The sequence below is a fragment of the Variovorax sp. GW458-11-26-14-LB1 genome (assembly GCF_059423965.1).
Genome location: NZ_JBWKYW010000007.1, coordinates 26,581 through 50,372 on the forward strand (window position 1 = coordinate 26,581; position 23,792 = coordinate 50,372).

Below are 23,792 nucleotides of genomic sequence, written 5' to 3' on the forward strand. Positions count from 1 at the left end.
GCTCGGGGGTGCGGGCTACAGCGCGTCGAACTCGACCACGCCGGCTTTCATCACCAGGGGAATGCGCTCGCCCTGCCCCCCCAGGCAATCGAGGTTGCGCATCGGGTCGCCATCGACCAGCAACAGGTCGGCCAGCGCGCCCGGGATCAGCCGGCCGAGCCGGTCGCTCATGCCCAACACCTCGGCGCCGATCAGCGTGGCGCTGGCGATGATCTCGGCCGGCGACAGCACCTGCGCGCGCAGGCGGAACTCGTCGCTTTGCAGCCGATGCGACTCGCCCAGCAGGTCGGTGCCGAAGCCCATCTTCACGCCGGCCGCTTTGTAGATCTCGAGCGAGCGCAGCCCGGCGCCGCGCACGTCTTCCACCTTGGCCACGCTGGCGGGCGGCAGCCCCAGGACCGCGCCTTCGTTGGCGAGCGCGTCGTAGGTCACCAGCGTGGGCACCGCATAGGCGCCGTGCGCAGCCATCAGCGCTGCGGTCGGCGCATCGACCAGGTTGCCGTGCTCGATCGTGCGCACGCCGCAGCGCACCACGCGCTGGATTGCGGCCGGGGTGTAGGCGTGGGCCAGCACGTAGGTGTTGCGGGCCGCCGCTTCCCCGACGATGGCACGGATCTCGTCCTCGCTGTAGCCCAGGGCATCGACTGGGTCGGTGGGCGACGCCACGCCGCCGCCGGCCATGATCTTGATCTGGTCCGCGCCCATCTGCAGTTCTTCGCGCGCAGCCTTGCGCACGGCGTCCACGCCATCGGCCACACGGGCCAGCATGCCCACGCGGGCGCAGTTGGGGCACACGGCGTTGGCCACCAGATAGTCGGAGCGCGCGCGGCCGTCGCCATGGCCGCCGGTCTGGCTCAGCGCGCGGCCCGAGACGAACAGGCGCGGCCCCTGCGCCAGCCCCGACTGCACTGCCTGCTTGAAGGCATCGCCCGCGCCGGCGGCGTCGCGAACGGTCGTGAAACCGCGGCGCAGCATGCCGCGCAAGATCGGCAGACTGCGCAGCGTCGCCAACACATTGGGCATCAGCGCCTGGCGCTGCAGATTCAGGTCGACGGCCACCACGTGCACATGCAGGTCGATCAGGCCGGGCATCACGGTCTTGCCGGCGGCGTCGATGACGCGTGCATCGCGCGCCACGATCGGCCGGTCGGACACCTCGCGGATGGTGTCGCCCTCGATCAGGATGTCGTGGCGGTCCTGCAGCTCGGGCTTCAGCGGATCGAGCATGCGGGCGTTCTTGACGAGGATCTGAGTCATGGGTCTGTTTGCCGGGTTCCGAGGGCATGAGCGGTGAGGAATGACGGGATCGTAGGATCGCGTCACAATTCCGAAAAATTTATATGCTGAATCCACTCCATTGACTATGTGAATGGTTTCAGCCTCCCCTGCCCATGAACTACCGCAACGCCGATCTCAACCTGCTGAAGGTCTTCGAAGCCCTCATGAACGAAGGCAATGTGACGCGCGCCGCGTCCAAGCTGTCGCTCACGCAGCCCACGGTCAGCAACGCGTTGCGCCGGCTGCGCGAAACCTACGGCGACCCTCTGTTCGTGCGCAACGGCGCGGGCATCCGCCCGACGCGGCGCGCCACGGAGTTGTGGGCGCCGCTGGCGCGGTCGCTGCGCACCATCCGGGGCACACTCGAAGGCGAGAGCTTCGATGCCTCGCAAAGCGACGCACGCCTGACAGTCTCGATGACCGACTACGTGGCGTGCATCGTCGCGCCGCGGCTGCTCGAGCGGCTCGGCGAACTTGCGCCGGGCATGCGGCTGCACACCCACCCTGGCACGGTCGTGGACTTCGGACAGTCGTTGGACGACAACCGGGCCGACTTCGCCATCGGCGCCTACAACGACGACGTGCAGCGCCCCGGCTTCATGCGCTCACGCCGGCTGTGGTCGGTGGACTTCGCCTGCTTCATGCGCAACGACCACCCGCTGGCGAAGCTGGACAAGATCCCGCTGAAGAAATTCCTGGCCGCACGCCACCTCGACGTGAGCCTGGCGGGCCGTGTCGGCGGCATCTACGACCGCGTGCTGCAAGGCCGCGGCCTGCAGCGCAACCTGGTCAGCACGGTGAGCCACTATTCCGCGGCCTACGAGGCCGTGCGCCGCTCGGACCTGATCGCCGTGCTGCCCTGGTCCGAGGGCTTGGAGACGATGCGCATGACGGGCCTGAAGCGCGTGGCACCACCGCTGGCGGCGCCGGCGCGCACGGTCGAACTGGTCTGGCACGAGCGGCACGAGACCTCGGCGCTGCACCAGTGGTTCATTGCTTTGGTCGTCGAGATGCTGGCGCGGGAGCCGGCTGCGCGCACTGCGCGGGCTAAGCCCGGAACCAGATCCTGAGCGTCACGTACATCGCATAGCCCAAGCCCAGCACGCACCACGCCAGGAAGAACATGTTGGCCCAGTAGTCGCCCGCATGCGCCGCCAGCGTGTAGACCTGCCCCACGCAACCCTTTCCGACGCAGGGCACCTCGCCCCGCACCAGGGCGCGCAGCATGGCGAAGAAGAGGTAGCAGGTCACGCCAGCGGTCAGCAGGAATCCGACGGGCCCTACGAGCCCCTGGGTGAGTTCGCCCTTCTCATCGCGATAGCCCTTGCGCAGCAGCTTCTGTCCGTACCTGTACCAGGCGTATCCGAGCAGGAGCATCAGGGCGTAGTAGAGGAAGGCGCGCATGGGTCCTGTGATCGTCGGGGTGTGGCGGGGGTGAGTGCTTCGGCAAGGATCGTAGCCGAGCAACTTACGCTCGCCGCCCGCGCCCACTACCGCGCGCTTGCCACGATAGCGATACCCCGAATCTGCCCGGCGCTGGGTGCGTCCACCGGCTTCGCGTAGCGCGACGGCGCAAAGCGGTGCAGCAACTCGGCCTCGCGCAGACGCGCCGCGTCCAGGTTCGCCAGCTTCACATGGCCGAAGCCGCGCACCGACAGCGGGAGTGCCGCGATGCGTGCGGCGGTCGGCTGGTTGTCGGGGGTCAGCGCGGTGGCCATCTCCTGCAGCAGGCGGTCGAAGTGATCGATCAGTGCGCGTTCGGTGCGGCGCTCCGCCGTGTGGCCGAACAGGTCGAAGGGCGTGCCGCGCAGGCGCTTGCCGTGGGCCAGCCACTTCATGGCCGGCAGCATCCATGCACCGAGGCGCACCTTGGCGGGTGCCTGTCCGTGCGCGGGGCGCGAGAGCAGTGGCGGCGCCATGTGGAACTCGAGCTTCAGGTCGCCCTCGAACTGGTCCTTCAGCTTCTGCAGGAACGCGCCGTCGGTGTACAGGCGCGCGACCTCGTACTCGTCCTTGTAGCTCATGAGCTTCAAGAGGCTGCGCGCGGCGTTGCGCGTGAAAGGCAGGCTCGCGTCGCCGCCCGGCAGTGCGGACTCGACCGCCTGCAGTGCGCGAATGCGCTGCTCGAAGCGCGCGGCCCACGCGGCGTTCTGGTAGCCGGTGAGATGGCGGCGCGCATCGGCGAGCAGCGTTTCCAGCGGGCGGTCGTCGACCTGGTGCGCCGCCGCCTCGACCGGTGCCGCGCGCAACTGATCGAGCGCCGCCGGGTCGCCGGCCGCGAGCCGCCCCAGCGAGAACGCCGACTGGTTCGCCGCCACGGCCACGCCGTTGAGTTCGATCGCGTGCATGAGCGCTTCGAGGCTCAGAGGCACGAGGCCGCGCTGCCACGCATAGCCGGTCGCGACGATGTTCGCGGCCAGCGTGTCGCCCAGGAACTCCTCGGCCAGGCTCTGCGCATCGAAGGTCTCGACCTGTTCCTCGCCCGCGACGAAGCGCATCTTCTCCAGCAGCAGGTCGACATGCAGGTCGGCATCGGGATTGCGCAGCGACTCGGCCACCGGAATCTCGTGGATGTTCGCGAGCACGCGCGTGCGCCCGTGCCGCACGGTCTGCAGCGCATCGGCCGAAGCGCCCACCACCACGTCGCACGCGAGGATGGCATCGGCCTGCTGCGTGTCGATGCGCACCTGGTTCAGCCGCTCGGGCGTGTCGGCCAGCCGCACGAAGCTCAGCACCGATCCGCCCTTCTGCGCGAAGCCCATGAAGTCGAGCACGCTGGCCGACTTGGCTTCGAGGTGCGCGGCCATCGCGATGACCGCGCCCACCGTCACCACGCCGGTGCCGCCCACGCCGGTCACGAGCAGGTCGTAAGGGCCGGTCCATGCGTGCGGCGCGGGATGCGCGAGCGCGCCCACGCGGTGCAGGAAGGCATCGCGCCCGGCCGCCAGCGCCCCGCTCTTGCGGCGCAGCTTGCCGCCGGTGACGCCCACGAAGCTCGGGCAGAAGCCCTTGGCGCAGGAGTAGTCCTTGTTGCAGCTGGTCTGGTCGATCTTGCGCTTGCGGCCCATCGGTGTTTCGTGCGGCAGCACGGCCACGCAGTTGCTCTGCACGGTGCAGTCGCCGCAGCCTTCGCACACGGCCTCGTTGATGAACAGGCGCTTGGGCGGATCGGCCAGCTCGCCCTTCTTGCGGCGGCGGCGCTTCTCGGCGGCGCAGGTCTGCTCGTAGATGAGCACGGTCACGCCGGGCATCTCGCGCAGGCGGCGCTGCACCTCGTCGAGCGCGGCGCGGTCGTGAAACTCGGTGCCCGCCGGAAACTTGTTCTTGATGGCGTCGTAGTGGTGGATGGCATCGCTCACGACCACCACCTTGGTGACGCCTTCGGACTCCACCTGCCGCGCAATGGCGTCCACGCTGATGACGCCGTCGACCGGCTGCCCGCCCGTCATCGCGACCGCGTCGTTGAACAGGATCTTGTAGGTGAGCGTGGCCTTGGCCGCGACGGCCTGGCGGATCGCGAGGTAGCCCGAGTGGTAGTAGGTGCCGTCGCCCAGGTTCTGGAACACGTGCGGCGTCCTGGTGAACATCGCGTGCGAGATCCAGTCGACGCCCTCGCCGCCCATCTGGATCAGGCCCGCCGTGCTGCGGTCCATCCAGTTGGCCATGAAGTGGCAGCCGATGCCCGCGCGCGCCGTCGAGCCTTCGGGCACCTTGGTGCTGGTGTTGTGCGGGCAGCCGGCGCAGAAGTACGGCAGGCGCTTGACCGCATCGCTCGCGTTGGCCAGCAGCTCGGGCGGCGTGAAGTCGCGCACATGCTGCAGGTGATCGCCCAGGTCGTGGTTCTCGGGAAAGTGCGCGGCCAGCCAGTGCGCGACCAACTCGATAAGGCGCGAAGGCCGCAGCTCGCCGAGCGCCGACACCAGCGGCTGGCCCGCGTGGTCGTGCTTGCCCACGAGCACCGGGCGCGCCTCGGGCGGCGCGTTGTAGAAGATGTCGCGCAGCTGCGTCTCGACCACCGCGCCCTTCTCTTCCACGATGAGGATCTCGCCGAGCCCGCGCGCGAATTCCTTGAGGCGCGTCTGCTCGACCGGAAAGCTCAGGCCCACCTTGTACAGCCGCACACCGACGCGCGCGAGCTGATCGGGCGAAAGCTCGAGCCGTCGCAGCACCTCCATCAGGTCGTGGTGCGCCTTGCCGCAGGTGACGATGCCCACCTTGGCATGCGGGCTCACGATGACGTGGCGGTCGATGCTGTTGCGTTGGGTGAACGCAGCCACGGCGGCGAGCTTGTCCTCCAGCCGCGATTCGATGCGCAGCGACGGCAGGTCGGGCCAGCGGTAGTGCAGGCCGCCGGGCGGTGCCGCGTGGCCGGTGGCGGCGCGCACGGCGTCGGCGTCTTCCCAGGCGGCCACGCGCGCGTTCACCGCGTCGAGGTCCACCGTGCCCGCGCTCTCGACGATCTCGGACAGCGCCGCCATGCCGACCCACGCGCCCGAGTAGCGCGACAGCTCGTAGCCGTAGAGGCCGAATTCCAGGTACTCGGCCACGCTGGCGGGCTGCATCACCGGCATGCGCCAGGCCATGAAGGCGTGGTCGCTCTGGTGCGGCATCGACGACGACACGCAGCCGTGGTCGTCGCCCGCCACCACCAGCACGCCGCCGTGCGGCGACGAGCCGTAGGCGTTGCCGTGCTTGAGCGCGTCGCCTGCGCGGTCCACGCCCGGGCCCTTGCCGTACCACATGGCATACACGCCATCGACCGTGCGCTCGGGGTCGGATTCGACACGCTGCGTGCCCAGCACCTGCGTGGCGGCCAGTTCCTCGTTCACGGCGGGCACGAAGCGGATGCCCGTTTTCTTGAAGCGCTCGCCGGCCTTCCAGATGGCCTGGTCGACCATGCCCAACGGCGAGCCGCGGTAGCCGCTGACGAAGCCCTGCGTGTGCAGGCCGCGCGCCGCGTCGCGTTGGCCCTGCATCGCCAGGATGCGGATCAACGCCTGCGTGCCGGTGAGGAAGACCGAGCCGGCATCGGCCCAGAGGTTGTCGGAAAGTTGGTAGTCGGGCCGTCGGAGTGCGGTCGCTTCAAGTGGGGCGTTCATGCCCGGAATTGTTCTGCGCCCCCCCAAGTAAGTGTTTCTTCAATACACTGGCGCAGACCCTTGTTTGAAGAAGAATTCACTCGAAAACCACGATGAACGTCGGTTCTGTTTCTCTTGACGAGCATTGCCTCAAGATTCTTTCTGCACTGCAGCATGACGGGCGGCAGACCGTGCAGCAGATTTCCGAGGCCGTGGGCCTGTCGCCTACGCCCTGTTGGAAGCGCATCAAGGACATGGAGGCGGCTGGCGTCATCCGCGGCTACACCGCGCTCGTCGATCCCGAACACGTGGGCCTGCACGTGTCGGCCGTGGCCGAGGTGAACCTCGACCGCCACAGCGAAGCGATGGTGCAGCGCTTCGAAGAAGCCGTGGCGGCAAGCCCGCAGATCATCCGCTGCGTGTCGGCCACCGGGCCCGCGGACTACATCCTCAACGTGACCGTGCCCGACATGAAGCACTACGAGCGCTTCCTGCACGAGGTGCTGTTCAGCCTGCCCGGTGTGACGCACGTGCGCTCGAGCATCGTGCTGCGCGAGATCAAGTCGGAGACGGCGCTGCCGCTCGGGCACCTGCTGGACGCGAAGGCCGGGCTGGCGGGGTCACGGCGGTCGCCGTGAGGCGTGGCGCAGTGGCCTCTAGCGCTTGCGCCGGATGACGTACGCGTTCTGCGCCAACTCGAAGCCGAGCGCCCGGTAGTAAGACATCGCGTCAGGTGCAGACAGCAGGATCAGCGACACCTCGTCGCCGATGATCGCCTGCGTGCGCTGCACGAGCTCCCGGCCGATGCCATGGCCCTGGTACTTCTTGTCCACCGCCAGGTCCGACAGGTAGCAGCAGTACGCATGGTCGGTCAGCGACCGCGACAGCCCCACCAGCTCGTTGTCGACCCAGGCCGACAGCAGGAGGCTGGGCGCGGCGAACATCCGCGCAATGCGGGCGAGGTCGTTCGTGGGGCGCTTGATGCCGGACCGGTCGAAGACGCGGGCGACGTCGACCGGGTCCAGGGGCACGTCCTGGCGGTAGTCGATGGTGATGTGGTTCATGTATTTCCTGGGTAGCGCCTGCGCCAGCGTCATTCCGTCTCGGAAGACCCCAGCTTCTTGAGCTCGGCGAACTTGGCCGCCATCGTCGGATTGCCGCGCGTCAGCTTCTTGATCGTCACGTCCTGCGCCTTGTCGTTCGCAAGGCGAAGGTTGCGGTCGGTGCCGAGCAGCGCTTCCTTCGTCTTCTGCAGGTGGTCGATCGACTTGTCGATCTCCGCAATCGCTTTCTGGAAGTGGCCGTGGGCCAGGTCGTAGTTCCTGCCGAAGGCGGCCTTGAAGGTTTCCAGCTCGGTCTCGAACTTCGTGATGTCGATGTTCTGCGCCTTGACCAGCGCCAGCTCCGACTTGTACTTGAGCGAGTTCATCGCCGCATTGCGCAGCAGCGTGATGATGGGCAGGAAGAACTGCGGGCGCACGACGTACATCTTCGGGTAGCGATGGAACACATCGACGATCCCGGTGTTGTAGAGCTCGTTGTCGGGCTCGAGCAGCGACACCAGCACCGCGTACTCGCATCCCTTCTCGATGCGGTCCTTGTCGAGTTCCTTCAGGAAGTCTTCGTTCCTGTTCTTCGTGGCGGTGCGGTCGTTCTCGTTCTTCATCTCGAACATGATCGAGACGATCTCGGTGCCGGCCTCGTCCGCGTCGCGGAAGATGTAGTCGCCCTTGCTGCCCGTGCGCGCGTCGTTGTCCTTCTCGAAGTAGGCGCGGGGAAACGCCATCGACCGGATGCGGTTGAACTCGGTCTCGCAGTGCTGCTCCAGGGTCTCGCCCACCATCTTGGTCGACAGGCGCGCCTTCATGTCGCGCAGCCGCTCGATCGCGTCGTCGCGGTCCTTGATCTGCGTTTCGTACTTGTCCTTGAGCGACTTCTCGGCGAGCTGCTTCTCGAGCTCCGCCCGCTCGAGGCCGCTCTTCCACTGGTCCCGCTCCTTCTCGACCACGCTGACGGCCTCGCTGATCGCGAGCTTCTTCGCCACCTCGATGGCGTCGAGCCGGGCCTTCAGTTCCTGGATTTCCACGTCCTTCGCGGCGGCGCTCTTCTGCAGCTCGCCCACGTGCCGCGCCTCGGCGAGCGCCGTGGCGGCCAGCTTGTCCTGCTTGGCCTTTTCAAGCTCGTTCGCGAGTGCGTCGCGCTCCCGTTCCACGGCGCCCAGGGCCTCGCTCACGGCGAGCTTGCGCGCGACATCGCCGGCCTCGAGCTTCGCCTTGAGTTCCTGGATCTCGCCGTCCTTGGCGGCGGCAGCCTTCTGCAGTTCGCCGGCGGCCCGGGTCTGGGCAAGTTCGACGGCGGCGCGCTTGTCGCGCTCGGCCAGTTCCAGCCGCTCGTGCAGCTGCTTCTCGAAATCGCCGTCGCGCACCTGCTTCAGGATGTCCGCGTAGCCGGCTTCATCGATCTTGAATGCCTTGCTGCAATGGGGGCAGATGATTTCGTGCATGGCTATGTGCGCTCCACCGTCAGGGTGGGCGTCGACAAGAGAGGGAGTGCAGCGAAGCGCCGCGCCGTTCGGGCGGGATCGCGGGGAGTGATGCTGTTCATAGGGTCAGGGACATGGAGCCATCCGACTGTAGCCGGACAGGGAGCGCCGGCGAGTGGCAGGCGCGTGAAGACCGGGCCGACATCTGCGAGCGAGTGATGCGTTCTCGATCACGTTGCTAGAATCGCCGCTGCAAAAATCGACTCTGATCTGTTCAGAGCTCCATCCAGCCGTAAGCGTTTACGTCAACCAACGCATCACCAGTGGCACCCGCATGCCGACTGGCGGTGCGCGTGGGTCGCTTCGGTGCTCATCGTCCCGCCCATTCGACCGGCTGGTGCCGCCTTTGAAAACTCAAGGAGCGGCGCTCGATGACGAACGTCCAAACAAATTCTTCTTCCCTGCGCACGTTGGTCTGGATGACCCTCGCGCTTTTTCTCGCTTACCTGTCTGTCGCGATGTCGATGCCGGCCGTGACGCTCCATGTGTCGCAGACGCTGGGCATGGGCAATGTCGCGTCCGGCTTGGGCGTCGGCATTGCCTTTTTGTCCACCATCCTGAGTCGCGGCTGGGCGGGCCGGCTGGCTGACGAACGCGGCGGCAAGTTCGCCATGTTCTGGGGCCTTGTCCTCTATGCGGCGGCTTCGCTCCTGTGCTGGGCCTCCTCGCTGCCCGTGCTGGGCCATGGCGTCGGCGCGTACCTGGTCCTGCTGACCGGGCGTCTCGTGCTCGGCCTCGGCGAAAGCTTCGCGCTCGTCGGCATGCTGGGCTGGGCGATGGCGGCCATGGGCCCCGCGCGTTCCGGGCAGGTCATGGCACTGGTCGGCACCGGCATGTATGGCGCTTTCGCGGTAGGCGGCCCCCTGGGCCTCTGGCTGCTTGAAAGGCTCGGCTTCGCCGGCCTGATGGCTGGCAGCATCGCCTTGCCGCTGGTCAGCGGCGCAATGCTGTGGTCCATCGCGCCCGCCATGTCGGCACAGGGGCGCCGCGCGCCGTTCTCCGATGTGCTGGGACTCATCTGGAAGCAAGGCGCGGTCGTGGGCCTGCAAGGCGTCGGCTTTGCCGCCTTGGGCGCGTTCTTTCCCTTGTACTTCCTGGCCCATGGCTGGCAGGGTGCCGGCTACGGACTGACGTGCTTCGGCCTGGGCTTCGTCCTCGTGCGACTGCTGGCGGGTCGCTTGCCCGACCGCATCGGCGGCACCAAGGTCGCGCTGGTCTCCCTGGCGATCGAAGCCGTGGGTCAAGCGCTGCTGTGGCTGGCGCCCCATCCCGCCGTGGCGATGGTGGGCGCACTGCTGACCGGCATGGGGTGCTCGATGGTCTTCCCCGCCATGGGACTGGAGGCCGTCAAGCGCGTGCCCGCCCACCTGCGCGGAACGGCCATCGGCGGCTTCGCGGCGTTCCAGGATCTGGCGTACGGCGTCACAGGCCCGATGGCAGGGCTGATTGCCGACCACTACGGTCACGACAGTGTGTTCCTGGTGGGGTTGATCGCGACGGTTGTGGGGATCGGGATGACGTGGCGGCTGGCGAGGGGGTCGCAGGCAGGGCGGGCTTCGACGCTGGCCTGAGGCTGTGGCAGGTCGATCGAAGGTCTGCTTCGGGCCGAGACTTCAAGCAAAGGACCGTCGATATTTCACGAGCCCGCGCTTGATCGAGGCATCGAAGCCGCAGCGCTCGAAGAACCGATGGGCGTCCTCACGCTCCACCGAACTCAGCAACATGATCTTCGAGCAATCGCTCGCCGCGCAGAACGCCTCGACCTCCCGCATCAGCGCGGCCCCGACCCCTCGGTTGCGAGCGGCCGCGTCGACGACGACGTTCTCCACGACCGCGAATGGCTGCCGCTTGTACATCACGTCTTCGCACAGCGAAACCAGCACCGTGGCGCACACTTGGCCGTCGACCTCCGCAACAAGAAGCGCCGTCCTCGGGTCTTCGGACAACGCCTGCAGGCGTTCGGGCAGCACGCAGCGCGCCGTGTCTGCGACCAGTTGGCCGTAGAGCGCATCGATGCGGGCGGCGTCCTCAAATGTCGCGCGCCGAACCTGAAGGGACGGGGTGGGCATGCCAGTTGTCTTCATGAATGAAGTCTGCTTCAGGAGAAGTCCGCTTCTGACCGAAATTGACTACGCGTCGAACCAATGGACATGCATCTGCCGCAAGAACTCATCGGACAAGGGAACCCCTGACGCAGCGCCGATGACCGAGTCGATGGTGCATCTCGGGCACAGCGCGGTCGAACCTTGATCGGTCCATTCAACGATCTCCGCTGGCGAGAACTTTGCGAAGCAATAGAAGCAGCCGCAGACCTCGCTCGTCTCGATCTGCTCTCTGTGGTTGCTGCTGAAAGCGTGCGCAGAAATGATGTCCACGGTTGGCTCCTGGCCCTATCGTTCGCCATGGGGCAACTTCGCCACACCGCGAACCTTCGTCCAGTACTCGTCCTGAACGTCTGCGTCTACGATGGGCCGAACATGCGTCGCGTAAAGGGCATCTCTCCCATCGCGTCGAGGCCCCGAGATCCAATAGTGCTCGCCGGTTTCAACGTCGAAATAGTTCGACTTGAAACCGTCCCCCTTCAGGCTGCGGAAGGACTTCCCTGCGTAGTACAGCGTGGCCCCGGACTTGGAGCACGTGACTCGCCCAATGCGGGCCGGCCCCGTCAGGCCGCTTGTCTTCGCTTCGATGTACATGATGCGACTTACCATCAGCTCCTGCTCCCGTTGTGATGAAGGGGAAGTTGTTCCGGACCACTCTTGGCGGCATTCTGCCGTCGTCAGGCCGATCTCCACCGCACCTCGCTGAACCGCATGCGTCGAAGGTCGCCCTGCGACTCCAATCGCCCGGACTCGACAAGCAGGGCAACCCGTCTCGCGAAGAACGCATCGGGAACGTCCTCCGTGTGATCAGGCATCGACAGCATCGTCATGCCAACCACGCGCGCCACCTTGCGCCATTGGCCGGTCACTTGCGAAAGAAGCGCCGCGTCGATGAGCGCCAGGTCCGACTCAGGCAGCCTGGCTACCTGCTCACGCTCGGCGGGTGAGAGTTCGGTGTCGAAAGTGTCGTTGTCAGTCATTGTTCTGAAACCCCATGAGGCGTGCCCCGGGTGGACACCCGCTTCCGGCCGGATTCTGCCGAATACCTTGCGCCTGCGAGGCATGCAATGCCCACATAGACTGTCCTCATGTCCCAATCCGCGCCCGCCTTCAGCACATCGTCCACCACCCACAACTACGCCGAGAAAGCCGCCCGCCTGGTGCCAGGCCTGCACGACCTGCAGACGATGACGACCCTGCTCGTCGCCGAACGCGCACCGGATGCGGCGAACGTGCTGGTCATCGGCGCTGGCGGTGGCATGGAGTTGAAGGTGCTCGCGCAGGAGCATCCCCGATGGCATTTCGTCGGCGTCGATCCGTCGCAGCCCATGCTCGACCTCGCCGCGGAAACGCTCGGCCCGCTCGCCGAACGGGTCACGCTGCACCACGGCTACACCGACACCGCGCCCGAAGGCCCGTTCGACGCGGCGACCTGCCTGTTGACGATGCACTTCCTGACACTCGATGAACGCAGGTCGACCTTGATGGAAATTCGTCGCCGGCTGAAGCCCGGTGCGCCGTTCGTCATGGCGCATCTCAGTTTTCCCCAGACGGAGGGCGAACGAGACTTGTGGCTCTCGCGCTACGTCGCCTTCGCGGCTGCTTCCGGCGTCGATCCGGACAACGCGCGCAAGGCGGCCTCTGCGATCGGTTCCACGCTGACGCTGCTCAGCCCGGCGCAGGAAGAGGCTCTGCTGGAGGAGACAGGTTTCACCAACGTCCGCTTGTTCTATGCGGGCATGGCGTTCAGAGGCTGGGTCGCCAACGCCTGAGCGACATCTCCATCAGCGCGCGTTGCAAAACGCCTTGATGTCGCTCTGAGCCACCTCGCGATCGTAGGTGTCGGTGGGCTTGTTGCGGCGTGCTCGGGCACCGCTGAGGATGTCCCGCGCCAGCGCACATCGCGAGGCATTCGTGCCGTGGTCGATGCCGTCTGAAACCGCCTTGGGTCCCTTGCGTTCGGGTGGGCCAGGGGGCCAAGGCGACTGCGTCGACGTGGGGAGGCCGGACCGGTCACGTGGACGCCAGTCACTTATGGGCGGCGTGAAGGTCTTCGACGTCTCAGGTGGCGGGGAGACTTTCAGTTCCTCGGTCCTGGCGTCGCCTGCATCGGCCTTGCGCTCGGTGTAGTGCGTCTGGCCTTTGGCGTCGACCCACTTGTAGATCTCGGCATGCCCCGGCGATGAGAGCAGCACGCACGTGAGCGTCGCAAGCACAGCGCGAACCAGATTTGAAATCTTCATGCGTTGCCCACTGTCAGGTGATGGGTCGAAAGGAGAAACGGATGCCAGGGCCAGTCGACGCAGGGGCTGCAACCGGTGCGACATGCGAAGAATCCTAACCCGCGCCTCACTCCGGCGTCTGCAACTCCGCCCACGCCGTCAGCATCGTCACCTGCGTGCGCAGCCAGCTCGTCGGCATCGACTGCGTGCCCCACACCGCGATGCGGCCCGCGTGTTCGCCCATGAGCCAGAACTGCCGCACCGCCATGAAGGCGGCGACGGCGTCGACATCCGCCGAGGGCAACGGGCGCGCGCTGCGGTAGCCCGCCAGGTAGCTGCGCCAGCGCGCCAGCGACGTCGCGTCGAGCGATCCGCCCACGGTGCGCGGGTGCATCGCCCACAGGTACACGCACAGGTCGTAGGCCAGCCAACCGGGACCTGCGTCGTCGAAGTCGAAGAACGAGGCGACACGCACGCCGCCAAGACCAGTCGTCACGAAGTTGTTCATGCCGTGGCAATCGCCGTGCCCGTGAACGCGCGTCAAGGCCGGCATCGCGGCGATGCGGGCTTCGAGCGTGCGCGCGATGGCGCTGAACTCCGGGCGCAGCGCGTCGGTCATGGTGGGCGCGGCGTGCAGGCGCTCCAGCGACGCGTGCAGCAGGTCGGGCAGCTCCAGGGCGTAGCGGCTGGCGGGGCCGTGGTAATCCTGCGCGGCGTCGTGCAGTTGCGCCAGGCCGCGGCCAGTGGCTTCGACGTCGGGCAGCACGTCGCCAGGCACGTCGCCGTCGAGGTGCTCGAACAGGATCAGCGGACGCTCGCCCTCGGGCAGGTCCATCGCGACGGCATGTGCGCCGTCGCGTGCCGCCAGCGCGCCGGCCACCGGAACGCCCCTGCCCTTCAGGTGCACGAGCAGTGCCGTTTCGTAGCCGATGTTGGGGGCGCCGCGCGGGCGGTCGGCGCTCAAGCGCGCGACGGCGTGGCGGCCGTCGGCAAACTGCAGGCCGTAGACATGGTTGAAGCTGCGCCGCAGCAGCTCGCACGACCGGACCTCGCCGAAGTCGTAGGCCTGCGCCACCTTCTCTGCGATGGCGGCGCCCGTGGGCGTGGTCTGGGCGATCTGGGCAGAGCGGGCGGGCGTCGTCACGGGTGCGGCCTTTCGGGAGCGTGGGGCGGGCGATTCTGCCCTACCCTCCGCAGCCTCCCCGCATGGCGTCAACGCTCCAGATCGCGATCGAGCAAGGCGCCCCCGTCCCCCACCTGCCGCCACGCCGGCGCCAGCGCCTTGCGCGCCGCATTGAGCTCGGCCATCGAGATGTGCAGCTCCGCCATGGTCTGCACCAGCAGCTCGAGCAGCGCGGCGCGCTGGCGCAGCCGCACGGTCTCGGCGCGGCGCGCGCGTTGGGCCTGGCGCGCCGCGGCCTGGATGGCGCGGCCCGTGGGCGAGTCGTGCGAGGGATGGTGGTGGTCGTCCACGGACAGGCCGGATGCGGCGCGCATGGGCAGTGGCATCACGCGGCGGCGGGCACACCCTGGACGGCGGCGGTGGCAGCAGCGGCGTCGGCATTCGCCGCATCGCCGCGCGTCTCGGCGGCGGGGCCGTAGTTGCGCAGGTGCAGGAAGAACTCGCCCATCATCTGCATCCACAGGCGCACGGCGAAGGCCAGGTAGGCGGGGCTGACGCCGCCGGCCACCACCACGTCCATCTCGAGCACGACGAAATCGCCGTGCTGCGCCACGCGCGCAAAGCGCTTGCTGCGGTGCCAGGCGGCGAGCACGGCCTCGGGCAGCGTGCCGCCCTGCACGCGCAGCGGGCAGCTCAGGGTGAAGTCGGTGTACTGGGTGGTGGTGACGGCATTGCCCCACAGCACCTGGAAGCCGATGCCGTGGCTGGCGCTGTGCAGGCGCACCACGCCATCCTGTTCGATGGCGGTGACGGCGCCGCCGGCGGCCTTGATGGCGTCCGACACCTGGTCGGGCGTGACGGCGTCGAGCATGTCGAAAGGCACCGGCGTGGCGGCCTGGTCGTCGGTGTCCGGGGTCGTGGCGGTGGTGTTCATGGTGTGGTTCTTCTTTCAGGAAAAGGGGAAAACGAGTTCAGTTGGTTTTCTTGAGCGCGGCGTCGAGCGCGGCGCTGTCGATGCTCAGTTGCGCCGGCGGTGCCAGCTGAGCCATGTAGGCCTGCACGAGTTGCTGCTGCCGCTGCTGGCGCAGGGCGGCCTGCAGCTGCGGCTTCATCTCCTCGAGGGTGGCGGTGCGCGCGGGCTGGGTGTCGAGCAGCTTGACGATGTGGAAGCCGGCCTCGGCCTGCACCGGTTCGCTGACCTGGCCCTGCTTGAGCCTGGCCACGGTGTCGCGCAGCTCGGGCAGGATGCGCGCGAGCGGCAGCGTGTCGACCTCGCCGCCGCGCTCGGCGCTGCGGCGGTCCTGCGAGCTGGCGCGCGCCACGGCGGCGAAATCGCCACCGCGTGCCTGCTTGGCGAGGCGGTTGGCTTCGTCGCGCACCTTGGCGATGGCGGCCGGGTCGCGCTCGGGCGTGGCCAGGTAGATCTGCGCCACGCGGTAGGCGGCCGGCAGGTTGAAGCCGGTCTTGCCCTGGTCGTAGGCGGCCTTCACCTCGGCGTCCGACGGAAAGCCCGCGGGCACCTGGCTCACGGATTCGAGGTAGCTGGTGGCGACGATGCGCGCGGTGATCTCGCGCGTGGCGGCGTCGATCTTGGCCTTCACGTCGGGCCGGTCGGCCCAGCCCTTGGCGCGGGCATCGCGCAGCAGCGCTTCGCTCACGAGGCGCTGGCGCAGCCAGCCGTCGAGGCTCGCGCGGTCGGCCTTGACGGCGGCGCGTTCGGTCTCGGGCAGGGTCTGCAGCAGCTTCTCGATCTCGTCCTGGCCGATGGTCACTTCGCCGATGCGCGCGACCACGGCGGGGCCGGGTGCAGCGGGTTGCTGCGCGGCGGCCACGCCGACCGACGAGACGAGCAGCACGCCGGCTGCCGCGCGCAGGCGGCGGCCGAGGCCGGCTGCGGGAGTGGCTTGTGCGGGGTTCATTGAGGCTTTCCTTCCGTGGCGGATGCAGCGGCCGCAGGCGCCGGCGCGCTCACGGCGCGCACGTCGAAGCGGCTCTCGTAGAGCTTGTCGCCGTACTGCTGTGCGATCTGTTCGTACTTGACGCGGCTTTGCGCCGCGAAGGGCTGGCGCGAGGCGAGCACGCTGCCCACGTCCATGGTTTCGTAGGCGCGCAGCACTTCCTGCCCGACGGCATACAGCTGCGTGTTCTTGGCCTCGCACTGCGTGAGCGCGGTGCGCTGCAGCGCGGCCTCGCCGGCCAGGCGCTGGCGTTCGGCCTCGGAGGCGCGCGCCATCTTCAGCAGCTCGTCGTACGCGCCGCGGAACTGCGCGATCTGCGCGCCCGCCTTCTCGCTGGCGGCCTGGGCCTGCTCGCGCAGCTGCGCATTGCCGGCGCTGGCCTGGCCGCGCGCGTGGCGCTCGGACGCAAGCTGGGCCTGGCTGGCAGCCAGTTCCTTTTTCAGCGCCTCGAGCTCGGACGCGGGAGCTGCAACGCCAGGCGCCTTGCCCGCGGGCTGCCCGGCCTTGAGCGCGGCCAGCTCGTTCTGCGCCTGCTGCAGCTGGGTGGTGGTGGTGCGCAGCTGCGCACGCAGCCGCTCCTCCATGCTCTGGCCCTGCGGCTGCTGGGCCTGCGCGACGCCGGCCGTGGCGGCCAGCGCGGCCAGGGCCAGCGCCGGGAAGATCGTTCGGGACACGGCGGACTCCTTCTTAGAAACGCGCATTGAATTCGAGCTGCAGGGTGTCGATCGACAGCGGCGGGCCGTAGACCTCCTTGGTCGAGATCCAGCGGCCGGTGAACCACATGTTCTTGTCGATCGCGTACGAGCCGCCCAGGAAGTAGCCGCGCGCGTTGGTGCCGCCGCCGTGGAAGCTCGAATCGTTGTAGCCGTCGGGCATGGCGTCGGGCTCGATGCGCTTGTAGCCCGCGAGCACGTTCCAGTCGCCGCGTGCGGCCGGTGCCGGCTTGCCGTAGGTGGCCTGCAGCATGTAGGCGTTGCCGCCGCTCTTGAAGTCGGACTGGGTGGTGCCGCCGGTCGGGCCGAAGTTGTTGACGATGGCGCCGCGGATGCCGCCGCGCTTCCAGATGTCGTTGGCGTCGTAGGCGGTGTTGCGCACGAAGTTGGCGTCCAGGCGCAGGTTGTTGCCGGCCACCTGGGTGTCCCAGCGCAGGTTCAGGTCGATCAGGCGGAACTTCGAGGCCAGGCCCACGTACTGCGGCTGCGGCGTGCCGGCCGGATTGAGCGGGTCGAGCGAGATGTCGCGCAGCAGCATGAGCGTGTTGCCCTTCTGCATGAAGGCCGGGCGCGACCAGTCGGTGCTGCAGCCGTCGGCGCCCGCGTACAGCGCGCAGGGCTCGGAGACCTGGCCGCTGACGTTGCGGAAGTTGTAGTACGCCAGCGCGCCGCGCACGCGGTTGTCTTCGTTGATCTTCCAGTCGGCGCCCACCTGCGCGCCGAGCAGCCACTTGTTCTCGCTCTTCATCTTGCGCTGGCTGCGCGTGGGCGAACCGTCCGCCGAGTACTCGAGCGGAATGAGGCCCAGCGTGCCGAACAGCGACAGGTCGCGGTTCGCAGCCAGCTTCTTGTCGAACTGCGCAGCAATGCCGTCGAAGTTCAGGTCGCTCGAATACAGCAGGTCGGTCGACATGAAGGGGTTGGCAAACCGACCGCCGGTCACGGTGAGCCAGTCGGTCGGCTTGTGCGAGATCCACATCTGGTCGAGCCACACGCTCTTCTTGCCCAGGCCGCCGCCCAGCGTGGTGGTGGTGGAGACGGGGCTCTCGTCGCTGCCCGAGGCCAGGCGCACGCCGGCCTTGGTGTTCTCCGACAGGTCGGCCAGCAGGCCCACGCGTGCGCGGGCGCGGAACAGGTTGCGGCGGTCCTGGCGCGTGTTCAGGATCGACGGCAGCGACAGGTTGGTGTTCGGGTTGACGTCGTAGCCGCTGCCCTGGTTGAGCGAGGGCCAGTTGATCTCGATGTCGCTGTTGTTGCCGGCATAGCTGCGCGATTCGTTGCGCACGCGCACGTCGCCTTCGAAGCGGATGCGCTTGCTCCACTCGGGCGTCTCGTTGGGCGCGGCCCAGCCTTCGTCCTTGGCCTGGGCCATGACCTGCGCCTTGACCTCGTCGCGGATCTGGTCGCGCACAGTCTGCGAGATGTAGGGCACGCGCACGTCGCCCGCTTCGAGGCGCATGCCGCCCGCGACGGTGGCCGATGCGGCGGTGGCCGACACGGCCGCCTGGCGCTGTGCCTGCTGCGCGGCGATGGCTTCGGTCTGGGCCTGCGCCAGCAGCGCTTCGCCCACGTCCTTGGCGAGCGTGCCGCTTTGAATGAGGCCGCGGATCAGCTTGACCATGGCGGATTCGCCCGCGGGCGCGGCGGCGGTCTGGGCCATGGCGGTGCCGGCCGACAGCACGAAGGCGGAGGCCACGGCCGCCGCGAGCGCGCACTGGCGCAGGGCCGGCATCGCGCCCCGGCGCGGGAGGGTGTTGTGCAGGGTGTTCATCGCTTCGTTCACTGGAGGAAAGGAGTCGGGCCGGGCCTCGGCCGTACAGGTGTGGAAAGTCATGGCCGGCGGCCTTTCATCGACACGCGCATCGGAAAGCGCATCGAGGCCGGCGGACGTTCGTCGACGCGATCGAGCCCGCGCACCAGCGCCAGCACGGCCTCGTCGATGTCCTCGGTGCCGGTGCCGCGCACCAGCTGGGCGCGCGTGGTCTTGCCGTCGGCGCCGAGCCACAGGTCGATCTGGATGTCGTCGAACACCAGCTGGCGCGTGCGCGGGTCGCGCGACAGCGCCTGCTGCAACATGCTCGACACGTAGCGCGCATACGAGCCGCTGCCCAGGCCGCCGCCGGCGCCGGTGCCGCTCATGCCGCCGCCGCTGCCGGCCTGGATGCCGAAGGCGTCGTTGCCGGCCTGGCCGGCGCTGTCCATGGTCACCGGGTCGCCCAGGTCCTTCGAGGGGCTGGGCGGCGCGTCGTCCTTCGGCGCTTCCAGCGGCTCGACCGGCTTGGGCTCGGGCTCGACCACTTCGGGTTTGATCTTTTCCGGCTCAGGCTCGGGCAGCTTCTCGGGCTCGGGCGGCGGTGGCGGGGGCGGCGGCAGCATCAGCGTGGGCGCGTCTGCCACCACGCGCTTCTGGCTCGCGGTGTCGGACAGCAGCCGCCACACGAGCAGCGCCAGCGCCACGACGATCGCCAGGCCGATGACCACCCCGCCCCAGCGGCGCCACAGCGCGGCCGTTCCACCCGTGCCACTCGTACGAGGCGCGGGCGAGGCAGAAGAAATCGGGTCGCGAGGGTTCACGCTCCGGTCCTCACTTCTGCTTGCCGGTCACGAGGCCGATCTGGTTCAGCTCGATGCGGCGCAGCAGGTCGAGCACGTCGACCACCTTCGCGTACTGCACGCTGGCATCGCCGCGCACGATCACGGGAAAGTCGGGCGACAGCGCCTTCTCGGTGCGCAGGCGCTCCTCGAGCTCGGGCAGCGTGACCGGGTAGGCGTCCAGGAACACGTTGCCGGCGTTGTCGATCGTGATGGCCTTGGTCTTGGGCTTTTCCAACGCCACCGAGGCGCTGGCCTTGGGCAGGTCGACCTTGATGCCCGGGATGCTGGCGTTGCTGGTGAGGATGAAGATCACCAGCACCACCAGCAGCACGTCGACGAAGGGCGTGATGTTGATGCCGCCCGTGCGCTTGCGCACGGCGAACTTCGCGGCTGTGTTTGCCATGGTGCGCGGTCCTCAGGCGCGGCGCGCCTGCACGGCCACCGGCAGCGAGCGGCCCTCGCCCTGCTCTTCGGCCAGGCGCGTGACGAACTCGTCGACGAACACGGCCATGTCGGCGCCGATGGCGTCCGAGCGCGAGGCCAGCCAGTTGTAGCCGAACAGCGCGGGGATCGCGACGCCCAGGCCGGCGGCGGTACACAGCAGCGCGGCGGCCATGCCGGGCGCCACCGAGTTGATGTCCACGGCGCCGGCCATGGCCGCCACCACGAACACCAGCATGATGCCGATCACGGTGCCAAAGAGGCCCACGTACGGCGCGCCTTCGATGGTGGTCGACAGCCAGTTCATGCGCTTGGACATGCGCTCGGTCTCGCGCACCATCACGCCGTCCATCGCGGCGCGGATGGCGCCGATGGTGGAGGCCGACACGGCGTTCAGGTCGTAGCCGCGGTCATGGCGGCGGCGCATCTCCTCGATGGCCACTTCGTACAGGCGCCACAGCGAGGAATCGGCACGCACTTCCTGCGGCACCGTGTTGTTGGTGGCCAGGCGGTCCAGCGGCGCACCGGCGGCTTCGCGGAAGTGCTCGATGAAGGTGGCGTTGGCGCGCGAGGTGGCGCCGAAGTTGCGGCCCTTGCCGATCATGATGGCCCACGACAGCGCCATCATCAGGCCCAGCAGGCCGACCACGATCCACGCGTCCAGCGGCATCGCGGCCAGGATGAAGCCGAAGTGGCTCTTGCCGGCCTGCTGCTCGTCGGGACCGAAAGCGGCCAGGCGCGACTCGGCGCCTTGCGACACGGCATCAGCCAGCAGCAACGCGTCGGGGCGTGCGACCTTCGACAGGCGCACTTCGTCGATCGCGCCGGTGAACGCGGCGAAGCCGGCCACGGGTGCAGCGCCCGGTGCAGCGGGTGCAGCGGGTGCGGCAGCCGGCGCATCGGCGCCGAGCGCGGCGGCGGTGTTCAGCGCGGGCAGCTTCGCGGCCAGCGACACGGCCGGACGGCCGCCCACATACAGCGCGACGCTGTCGCCCTCGGCCTTCACCGCCAGGTGCGACCACTGGCCGGCCTGCACCGGCTGGCCGGGCGTGCTGCGCTGACCGTTCACCTGCACGAAGGGCACGCCCTGGTCGATGCCGACCACGAGCTCGCCGGCGCCGTCGCGGCGCGCATAGATCGCCTGGCGCGCACCGAGCGAATCGGGCTTGATCCAGGCGGAGAAGGTCAGCGTGCCGCCGGCCGTCACGGCCAGCGAGGGCGTGGCGGGCAGCATCAGCGCGCCGTTGCCGAGCTGCGCGCCCTTGCCGATGACCGTGCCTTCGACGGGCACCGCCGCGGTCTGGCCGTTGTTGCCGTAGGCGGTGGTGTCGCGCGGGGGCACTGCGCCTTCGGCGAAGTGGTAGACCAGCGTGTAGTCGGGGTCGAAGCTGCGCTGGCCGTTGCCCGAGGCCGGGGCCTTGGGGTTGCCGTAGTACATCCAGAGCTTTTGCGGCGTGCCGGCCGAGACGTTGGGCACGTCGACCCAGATCAGCGCGATGCCCAGCAGCGGATCGAACTGCTCGATCTGGTGGTTGAGCACGGTCTTGTCGTCGCCCGCGACAAAGCGCAGGTCGGCGCCGGTCTCGCTCACGCCCTCGAACTTGAAGTTGCCCGTGTGCAGGCGCACCAGCACCGGCACGCGGCCGGCATCGCTGCCGATGGCGCCGGCCTGCGGGCCGCCGTCGATGGTGACGGGTTTGCGGTAGGCCCATTCGGCCTGCCACCAGGCATGGGCCAGGCCCGGCAGGAGCGTGCTCAGCAGCGTGAGCGCGATGAAAAGAAGTCGTCGCATGACAGGGTTCTCCGGAAAGCTCGTGGAATGAGAAAAAAATCGAAAAGAGGAATGGCTGTTGCCGTCGGTCGTTCGTTCGGTCAGTAGCTCGCGGTGATGCTGAAATTCACCTGCGTGTCGTGCTTCTTGGTGCGCGGCCCGTCGACCAGCGGATAGCCGATGTCGACGCGGCCCGAGAAATACGTGCCCACCTTGAAGGTCGTGCCCACGCCCACCGAATACAGCGAGAAGCGCTCGGCCTGCTCGGGCAGCGGGCTCTTCAGGCGCAGCCGTGCGGCATCGGCAAAGGCGTACACGCGCCAGTTCTCGACGGTGCTGCCCAGGAAGGCGAGCGGCTTGCTGCGCAGCTCGACCGAGCCGACCACGCCGTAGTCGCCGGTGGCCTCGGCCGAGAGATAGCCGCGCACCGAGTTCATGCCGCCCGCGGCGATCTGCTCGCTCGAGACGAGCGGCGAATCGGTCATCTGCGCGTTGACGCGGAAGGCCACCTGCGTGCCGCCCTCGAAGCTGTGCGCGCCGTTGAGGTCGGTCTTCAGCACCATGAAGCTGGGCGAGGCCTTGTAGCGCTTGTAGTCGAAGGCCGCCCAGTCGCTGCCGTACTTGAACGAGCTGCTGGTGCCCGCCACCAGCGACACGCCCACGCCGTACTGGCTCTTGTCGGTCTGGCGGAAGCCCGAGTACGACAGCGTGATCGGCGCGTACTTGAGCGGCACGGTGTCGCCGCTGCCCTTGAGCGTCAGCGCTTCCTTGTTGTTCTTGAAGTCGACGCCCACGCTGAAGGCATGCCACCAGTTGCCGGTGTTGGGCACGGTGTAGGTGGCCTTCAGGCCGATCGAGTGGCCCTTGCCCAGCACGGTGGTGCCGCCCACGGTGGCCACGTTGCTGTCGGACACGAAGGCGTTGGCTTCGAGGCTCCAGTTCGTGCCCTTGAGCGGCGCGTTGTACGAGGCCGAGAACACCTGCGTCTGGTTCAGGTCCTGCGGCGCGCCGAAGAAGCTGATGGAGGCGCTGTGGCCCATCTGCCAGAGGTTGTCGTGGCCCAGCGAGGCGCTGGCGCGCAGCTTGCGCGTGTCGGCGCTGTAGTCGTTGTTCAGGCCCACGCTGGCGCGCCACGGGCTCTGGTCCTCGACCTTCAGGTCGACGTCCATCGTGCCCGGCATGGAGCCGGGGCGCACCAGCGGCATCACCTGGCGCTTGGGGCTGCGGTTGAGCGCGGTGAGCTCGGCCTGGGCCTTGTTGAAGTCGGGCACGCCGCCCTCCTTCAGCGCCGGCACCTGGTCGCGCACGTCGAGCGGCGAGTTGTACTCGGCGCCCACCACGCGCACGCGGCCCACGCGGGTCTCGTTGACCTGCAGGAACACCACGCCCTGCGTGACCTGCTGTTCGGGCAGGTCGACGTACACCGACTGGTAGCCCGCCGCCTGGTAGGCCGCGAGCAGCGCGTCGCGCGCGCCCTCCACGTCCTTGAGCGTGCGCTCGGGACCGAGAAAGGGCGTGACCGCCTTCTCGATGGCGCGGGCGTCGAGCACGGTGTTGCCGCGCACGATGTACTCGGCGATGTCGACCTTGCGGGCCGGTTCGGTGGCTGCGGGCGCGCCCGCGGCCGGTGGGGTGGCCGAGGTCGCGGCCGGCGTGGAGACAGCGGCAGGTGCTTGTGCGAACGCTGCCGCCGGGGCACCGATCGCCATCACCGCCAGCCACACCGCTCTCCAGCAGGTCGGTGGGGCGTTCTTCTTCATGTCATGCATTTACAGCTCGGTTCTCAAGGATGAAGCTCGCGTGGCAGCGGCTCATGGTGGAGAGCCTTCATGTCGCTGCTGCGTACCGATACCTAGACGCACGGCGTGCGCGGCGACTGTCGTTTGTCACGAAAACTTCATCAAGAAATCGGCACGAGGTCCGGCGCGGCGGGTTTCGCGCACATAAGAAGAAGGGCCTCCGCATGGGA

The 23,792-nt window shown here is 68.3% G+C and carries 23 protein-coding genes; 4 read left to right on the forward strand and 19 right to left on the reverse strand.

The features are described 5' to 3' along the window. Window positions 1-15: 15 nt before the first annotated feature. Window positions 16-1,257 carry a metal-dependent hydrolase family protein gene (locus tag AC07YS_RS07160; protein ID WP_495267757.1) on the reverse strand — a complete coding sequence of 414 codons (1,242 nt, stop codon included), beginning with the start codon at window positions 1,255-1,257 and terminating at the stop codon, window positions 16-18. A 134-nt stretch (window positions 1,258-1,391) separates the two neighbouring features. On the opposite strand from AC07YS_RS07160, the gene AC07YS_RS07165 reads away from it, so the two are divergent. After that, window positions 1,392-2,348, forward strand: coding sequence for a LysR family transcriptional regulator (locus tag AC07YS_RS07165; protein WP_495259966.1), 957 nt, complete (start codon window positions 1,392-1,394; stop codon window positions 2,346-2,348). Here the strand turns inward: AC07YS_RS07165 and AC07YS_RS07170 are convergent. Next, window positions 2,326-2,655, reverse strand: a complete 330-nt coding sequence (locus AC07YS_RS07170; protein WP_495267758.1) for a hypothetical protein — start codon at window positions 2,653-2,655, stop codon at window positions 2,326-2,328. The two genes, AC07YS_RS07165 and AC07YS_RS07170, sit on opposite strands and share 23 nt — an antisense overlap. Before the next feature lie 113 nt (window positions 2,656-2,768). After that, window positions 2,769-6,377: an indolepyruvate ferredoxin oxidoreductase family protein gene (locus tag AC07YS_RS07175; RefSeq protein ID WP_495267759.1), complete on the reverse strand. Its 3,609-nt coding sequence runs from the start codon at window positions 6,375-6,377 to the stop codon at window positions 2,769-2,771. Between the two features lie 92 nt (window positions 6,378-6,469). On the opposite strand from AC07YS_RS07175, the gene AC07YS_RS07180 reads away from it, so the two are divergent. Further along, a complete protein-coding gene (locus tag AC07YS_RS07180; protein ID WP_062474115.1) occupies window positions 6,470-6,994 on the forward strand; it encodes an Lrp/AsnC family transcriptional regulator in 525 nt (174 codons plus the stop codon). Window positions 6,995-7,012: 18 nt separating this feature from the next. Here the strand turns inward: AC07YS_RS07180 and AC07YS_RS07185 are convergent, their stop codons facing one another. After that, complete coding sequence (locus AC07YS_RS07185; RefSeq protein WP_495267760.1) at window positions 7,013-7,420, reverse strand: GNAT family N-acetyltransferase; 408 nt, start codon at window positions 7,418-7,420, stop codon at window positions 7,013-7,015. 29 nt (window positions 7,421-7,449) lie between these two features. Further along, entirely contained in the window at window positions 7,450-8,859 is a 1,410-nt protein-coding gene (locus AC07YS_RS07190; protein WP_495267761.1) for a DUF2130 domain-containing protein, read from the reverse strand. A gap of 410 nt (window positions 8,860-9,269) precedes the next feature. On the opposite strand from AC07YS_RS07190, the gene AC07YS_RS07195 reads away from it, so the two are divergent. Continuing rightward, window positions 9,270-10,469: an MFS transporter gene (locus tag AC07YS_RS07195; RefSeq protein ID WP_495267762.1), complete on the forward strand. Its 1,200-nt coding sequence runs from the start codon at window positions 9,270-9,272 to the stop codon at window positions 10,467-10,469. 42 nt (window positions 10,470-10,511) lie between these two features. Here the strand turns inward: AC07YS_RS07195 and AC07YS_RS07200 are convergent, their stop codons facing one another. The 3 genes from AC07YS_RS07200 to AC07YS_RS07210 form a co-directional block, all read right to left on the reverse strand. Continuing rightward, window positions 10,512-10,967: a GNAT family N-acetyltransferase gene (locus AC07YS_RS07200; protein WP_495267763.1), complete on the reverse strand. Its 456-nt coding sequence runs from the start codon at window positions 10,965-10,967 to the stop codon at window positions 10,512-10,514. A 60-nt stretch (window positions 10,968-11,027) separates the two neighbouring features. Continuing rightward, entirely contained in the window at window positions 11,028-11,273 is a 246-nt protein-coding gene (locus tag AC07YS_RS07205) for a cytoplasmic protein (protein ID WP_495267764.1), read from the reverse strand. Window positions 11,274-11,677: 404 nt separating this feature from the next. Then, a complete protein-coding gene (locus AC07YS_RS07210; protein WP_495267765.1) occupies window positions 11,678-11,980 on the reverse strand; it encodes a DUF3658 domain-containing protein in 303 nt (100 codons plus the stop codon). Between the two features lie 108 nt (window positions 11,981-12,088). Between AC07YS_RS07210 and AC07YS_RS07215 the strand changes: the two genes are divergently transcribed. Then, window positions 12,089-12,772, forward strand: coding sequence for a class I SAM-dependent methyltransferase (locus tag AC07YS_RS07215; protein ID WP_495267766.1), 684 nt, complete (start codon window positions 12,089-12,091; stop codon window positions 12,770-12,772). A gap of 12 nt (window positions 12,773-12,784) precedes the next feature. Here AC07YS_RS07215 and AC07YS_RS07220 read toward each other — a convergent pair whose 3' ends face one another. The 11 genes from AC07YS_RS07220 to AC07YS_RS07270 form a co-directional block, all read right to left on the reverse strand. Beyond that, a complete protein-coding gene (locus tag AC07YS_RS07220) occupies window positions 12,785-13,243 on the reverse strand; it encodes a DUF4124 domain-containing protein (RefSeq protein ID WP_495267767.1) in 459 nt (152 codons plus the stop codon). A gap of 106 nt (window positions 13,244-13,349) precedes the next feature. Then, the gene (locus tag AC07YS_RS07225) at window positions 13,350-14,366 is read right to left on the reverse strand and encodes a phosphotransferase enzyme family protein (protein ID WP_495267768.1); all 1,017 of its coding nucleotides are present in this window, start codon (window positions 14,364-14,366) and stop codon (window positions 13,350-13,352) included. Between the two features lie 68 nt (window positions 14,367-14,434). After that, on the reverse strand, window positions 14,435-14,719 hold the full coding sequence (locus AC07YS_RS07230; protein ID WP_235944056.1) for a hypothetical protein: 285 nt from the start codon (window positions 14,717-14,719) through the stop codon (window positions 14,435-14,437). Between the two features lie 11 nt (window positions 14,720-14,730). Continuing rightward, window positions 14,731-15,279: a YbjN domain-containing protein gene (locus tag AC07YS_RS07235; protein ID WP_495259973.1), complete on the reverse strand. Its 549-nt coding sequence runs from the start codon at window positions 15,277-15,279 to the stop codon at window positions 14,731-14,733. 37 nt (window positions 15,280-15,316) lie between these two features. Then, on the reverse strand, window positions 15,317-16,264 hold the full coding sequence (locus AC07YS_RS07240) for a peptidylprolyl isomerase (RefSeq protein ID WP_495267769.1): 948 nt from the start codon (window positions 16,262-16,264) through the stop codon (window positions 15,317-15,319). Then, entirely contained in the window at window positions 16,261-16,977 is a 717-nt protein-coding gene (locus tag AC07YS_RS07245; protein ID WP_495267770.1) for a hypothetical protein, read from the reverse strand. Before AC07YS_RS07245 ends, AC07YS_RS07240 begins: the two co-directional genes overlap by 4 nt. 13 nt (window positions 16,978-16,990) lie before the next feature. Further along, complete coding sequence (locus AC07YS_RS07250; protein ID WP_495267771.1) at window positions 16,991-18,850, reverse strand: putative porin; 1,860 nt, start codon at window positions 18,848-18,850, stop codon at window positions 16,991-16,993. Beyond that, window positions 18,847-19,590, reverse strand: coding sequence for an energy transducer TonB (locus AC07YS_RS07255; protein WP_447745381.1), 744 nt, complete (start codon window positions 19,588-19,590; stop codon window positions 18,847-18,849). Before AC07YS_RS07255 ends, AC07YS_RS07250 begins: the two co-directional genes overlap by 4 nt. A gap of 10 nt (window positions 19,591-19,600) precedes the next feature. After that, window positions 19,601-20,014 (reverse strand): ExbD/TolR family protein, encoded by a 414-nt coding sequence (locus AC07YS_RS07260; RefSeq protein ID WP_062474100.1) that lies wholly within the window; start codon window positions 20,012-20,014, stop codon window positions 19,601-19,603. 12 nt (window positions 20,015-20,026) lie between these two features. Continuing rightward, the gene (locus AC07YS_RS07265; protein WP_495267772.1) at window positions 20,027-21,844 is read right to left on the reverse strand and encodes a DUF2341 domain-containing protein; all 1,818 of its coding nucleotides are present in this window, start codon (window positions 21,842-21,844) and stop codon (window positions 20,027-20,029) included. A gap of 80 nt (window positions 21,845-21,924) precedes the next feature. Beyond that, window positions 21,925-23,583, reverse strand: coding sequence for a ShlB/FhaC/HecB family hemolysin secretion/activation protein (locus AC07YS_RS07270; protein WP_495267773.1), 1,659 nt, complete (start codon window positions 23,581-23,583; stop codon window positions 21,925-21,927). Between the last annotated feature and the right edge of the window lie 209 nt (window positions 23,584-23,792).

What these genes read in the sequence shown, in the direction of transcription:
- AC07YS_RS07265 (WP_495267772.1), bottom strand. Translation starts at nt 21,844, where the DNA reads ATGCGACGACTTCTTTTCATCGCGCTCACGCTGCTGAGCACGCTCCTG.
- AC07YS_RS07200 (WP_495267763.1), bottom strand. Translation starts at nt 10,967, where the DNA reads ATGCCCACCCCGTCCCTTCAGGTTCGGCGCGCGACATTTGAGGACGCC.
- AC07YS_RS07160 (WP_495267757.1), bottom strand. Translation starts at nt 1,257, where the DNA reads ATGACTCAGATCCTCGTCAAGAACGCCCGCATGCTCGATCCGCTGAAG.
- AC07YS_RS07250 (WP_495267771.1), bottom strand. Translation starts at nt 18,850, where the DNA reads ATGACTTTCCACACCTGTACGGCCGAGGCCCGGCCCGACTCCTTTCCT.
- AC07YS_RS07170 (WP_495267758.1), bottom strand. Translation starts at nt 2,655, where the DNA reads ATGCTCCTGCTCGGATACGCCTGGTACAGGTACGGACAGAAGCTGCTG.
- AC07YS_RS07195 (WP_495267762.1), top strand. Translation starts at nt 9,270, where the DNA reads ATGACGAACGTCCAAACAAATTCTTCTTCCCTGCGCACGTTGGTCTGG.
- AC07YS_RS07230 (WP_235944056.1), bottom strand. Translation starts at nt 14,719, where the DNA reads ATGCGCGCCGCATCCGGCCTGTCCGTGGACGACCACCACCATCCCTCG.
- AC07YS_RS07240 (WP_495267769.1), bottom strand. Translation starts at nt 16,264, where the DNA reads ATGAACCCCGCACAAGCCACTCCCGCAGCCGGCCTCGGCCGCCGCCTG.
- AC07YS_RS07215 (WP_495267766.1), top strand. Translation starts at nt 12,089, where the DNA reads ATGTCCCAATCCGCGCCCGCCTTCAGCACATCGTCCACCACCCACAAC.
- AC07YS_RS07190 (WP_495267761.1), bottom strand. Translation starts at nt 8,859, where the DNA reads ATGCACGAAATCATCTGCCCCCATTGCAGCAAGGCATTCAAGATCGAT.
- AC07YS_RS07185 (WP_495267760.1), bottom strand. Translation starts at nt 7,420, where the DNA reads ATGAACCACATCACCATCGACTACCGCCAGGACGTGCCCCTGGACCCG.
- AC07YS_RS07210 (WP_495267765.1), bottom strand. Translation starts at nt 11,980, where the DNA reads ATGACTGACAACGACACTTTCGACACCGAACTCTCACCCGCCGAGCGT.
- AC07YS_RS07175 (WP_495267759.1), bottom strand. Translation starts at nt 6,377, where the DNA reads ATGAACGCCCCACTTGAAGCGACCGCACTCCGACGGCCCGACTACCAA.
- AC07YS_RS07165 (WP_495259966.1), top strand. Translation starts at nt 1,392, where the DNA reads ATGAACTACCGCAACGCCGATCTCAACCTGCTGAAGGTCTTCGAAGCC.
- AC07YS_RS07220 (WP_495267767.1), bottom strand. Translation starts at nt 13,243, where the DNA reads ATGAAGATTTCAAATCTGGTTCGCGCTGTGCTTGCGACGCTCACGTGC.
- AC07YS_RS07235 (WP_495259973.1), bottom strand. Translation starts at nt 15,279, where the DNA reads ATGAACACCACCGCCACGACCCCGGACACCGACGACCAGGCCGCCACG.
- AC07YS_RS07180 (WP_062474115.1), top strand. Translation starts at nt 6,470, where the DNA reads ATGAACGTCGGTTCTGTTTCTCTTGACGAGCATTGCCTCAAGATTCTT.
- AC07YS_RS07270 (WP_495267773.1), bottom strand. Translation starts at nt 23,583, where the DNA reads ATGAAGAAGAACGCCCCACCGACCTGCTGGAGAGCGGTGTGGCTGGCG.
- AC07YS_RS07260 (WP_062474100.1), bottom strand. Translation starts at nt 20,014, where the DNA reads ATGGCAAACACAGCCGCGAAGTTCGCCGTGCGCAAGCGCACGGGCGGC.